General features: G+C 48.8%; 2 rRNA genes. Both read right to left on the reverse strand.

Annotated elements, in window-relative coordinates:
* Positions 1-5: 5 nt before the first annotated feature.
* Positions 6-120: ribosomal RNA gene (rrf, locus tag H4J66_RS05105) — 5S ribosomal RNA — on the reverse strand.
* Between the two features lie 147 nt (positions 121-267).
* A 23S ribosomal RNA gene (locus H4J66_RS05110) occupies positions 268-3158 on the reverse strand.
* Between the last annotated feature and the right edge of the window lie 55 nt (positions 3159-3213).

Genomic DNA, 3213 nt, shown 5'->3' on the forward strand with positions numbered 1-3213 from the left:
TAGAAGCCTAGCAATGTCCTACTCTCACATGGGAACTCCCACACTACCATCGGCGCTACTGCGTTTCACTTCTGAGTTCGGAATGGGATCAGGTGGTGCCACAGTGCTATTGTCGCTAGACAAAAAGGTTACAATCTTGAAAGCTGTTGCTCGTTAGAGCCATAAATATAAAAGCGTTTTCTTATTCAATTCATTACAGTGCGTGAAGTTATTCTTTATATGTCAGTCTTTTACAAACACTTCGTAGCAAAACTACTTGGGTGTTGTATGGTTAAGCCTCACGGGCAATTAGTATCAGTTAGCTCAAGACCTCGCAGTCCTTACACACCTGACCTATCAACGTTGTAGTCTCCAACGACCCTTTAGGGAGCTTAAAGCTCCAGTGAGAACTCATCTCAAAGCCTGCTTCCCGCTTAGATGCTTTCAGCGGTTATCAGTTCCGAACGTAGCTACCGGGCAATGCTATTGGCATAACAACCCGAACACCAGCGGTTCGTCCACTCCGGTCCTCTCGTACTAGGAGCAGCCCTCTTCAATTCTCAAACGCCCACGGCAGATAGGGACCGAACTGTCTCACGACGTTCTAAACCCAGCTCGCGTACCACTTTAAATGGCGAACAGCCATACCCTTGGGACCGACTTCAGCCCCAGGATGTGATGAGCCGACATCGAGGTGCCAAACACCGCCGTCGATATGAACTCTTGGGCGGTATCAGCCTGTTATCCCCGGAGTACCTTTTATCCGTTGAGCGATGGCCCTTCCATACAGAACCACCGGATCACTATGACCTACTTTCGTACCTGCTCGACGTGTCTGTCTCGCAGTTAAGCTGGCTTATGCCATTGCACTAACCGTATGATGTCCGACCATACTTAGCCAACCTTCGTGCTCCTCCGTTACTCTTTGGGAGGAGACCGCCCCAGTCAAACTACCCACCAGACAGTGTCCCCAAGCCCGATAAGGGCCCTAGGTTAGAACATCACGCATACAAGGGTGGTATTTCAAGGTAGACTCCACTTCATCTGGCGACAAAGTTTCATAGTCTCCCACCTATCCTACACATGTAGGAGCAATGTTCACTGTCAAGCTATAGTAAAGGTTCACGGGGTCTTTCCGTCTAGCCGCGGGTATACGGCATCTTAACCGCAAATTCAATTTCACTGAGTCTCGGGTGGAGACAGTGTGGCCATGATTACGCCATTCGTGCAGGTCGGAACTTACCCGACAAGGAATTTCGCTACCTTAGGACCGTTATAGTTACGGCCGCCGTTTACCGGGGCTTCGATCATCAGCTTCGCTTACGCTAACCGAATCAATTAACCTTCCGGCACCGGGCAGGCGTCACACCGTATACGTCATCTTTCGATTTTGCACAGTGCTGTGTTTTTAATAAACAGTTCCAGCCACCTGGTTACTTCGACTACTCTTAGCTTACACCGCAAGGGTTTAACCGAGAGTAGCGTACCTTCTCCCGAAGTTACGGTACTATTTTGCCTAGTTCCTTCACCCGAGTTCTCTCAAGCGCCTTAGTATTCTCTACCTAACCACCTGTGTCGGTTTGGGGTACGGTTCCTATATATCTGAAGCTTAGAAGCTTTTCCTGGAAGCATGGCATCAACAGCTTCAACTCCGTAGAGTCTCGTCTCGTATCTCAGTGTTGAATGAAGACCCGGATTTACCTAAGTCAACCACCTACGTACTTTCACACGGACTACCAACGCCGTGCCTGTTTAGCCTACTCCGTCCCTCCTTCGCAATATATAGAAGTACAGAAATATTAATCTGTTTCCCATCGACTACGCGTTTCCGCCTCGCCTTAGGGGCCGACTTACCCTGCCCTGATTAACATGGGACAGGAAACCTTGGTCTTTCGGCGGGGGAGTTTTTCACTCCCCTTATCGTTACTCATGTCAGCATTCGCACTTCTGATACCTCCAGCAAGCTTTACAACTCACCTTCAACGGCTTACAGAACGCTCCCCTACCACTCATAGTAAACTATGAATCCGCAGCTTCGGTGACTAGTTTAGCCCCGTTACATCTTCCGCGCAGACCGACTCGACTAGTGAGCTATTACGCTTTCTTTAAAGGATGGCTGCTTCTAAGCCAACCTCCTAGCTGTCTATGCCTTTCCACATCGTTTCCCACTTAACTAGTACTTTGGGACCTTAGCTGGCGGTCTGGGTTGTTTCCCTCTTCACAACGGACGTTAGCACCCGCAGTGTGTCTCCCGCATATCACTCATTGGTATTCGGAGTTTGCAAAGGGTTGGTAAGTCGGGATGACCCCCTAGCCTTAACAGTGCTCTACCCCCAATGGTGTTCGTGCGAGGCTCTACCTAAATAGATTTCGGGGAGAACCAGCTATCTCCCGGCTTGATTAGCCTTTCACTCCGACCCACAAGTCATCACCGCATTTTTCAACATACGTGTGTTCGGTCCTCCAGTTGATGTTACTCAACCTTCAACCTGCCCATGGGTAGATCGCCGGGTTTCGGGTCTATACCCTGCAACTAAACGCGCAGTTAACACTCGCTTTCGCTACGGCTCCCCTAATCGGTTAACCTTGCTACAGAATATAAGTCGCTGACCCATTATACAAAAGGTACGCAGTCACCGGACTAAATCCGGCTTCCACTGCTTGTACGTATGCGGTTTCAGGTTCTATTTCACTCCCCTCACAGGGGTTCTTTTCGCCTTTCCCTCACGGTACTGGTTCACTATCGGTCAGTTAGTAGTATTTAGCCTTGGAGGATGGTCCCCCCATATTCAGACAAAGTTTCACGTGCTCCGTCCTACTCGATTTCACTCAAAGGTTGCTTTTGTGTACGGGACTATCACCCTGTATCGTTGTACTTTCCAGTACATTCCACTAGCGCCCAATAAGCTTAAGGGCTGATTCGCGTTCGCTCGCCGCTACTAACGAAATCTCGGTTGATTTCTTTTCCTCAGGGTACTTAGATGTTTCAGTTCTCCTGGTTCGCTTCATTAAGCTATGTATTCACTTAATGATACTGACTTATGTCAGTGGGTTTCCCCATTCGGAAATCATTGGCTATAACGGTTTTTATCACCTCACCAATGCTTATCGCAGATTAACACGTCCTTCATCGCCTCTAACTGCCAAGGCATCCACCACATACGCTTAGTCACTTAACCATACAACCCTAAGTAGTCTTTCGACACGAAGTACACCGTGGAGACTAATCCACAG

Source organism: Colwellia sp. MB3u-55 (genome assembly GCF_014076785.1).
Taxonomy (GTDB): domain Bacteria; phylum Pseudomonadota; class Gammaproteobacteria; order Enterobacterales; family Alteromonadaceae; genus Colwellia_A.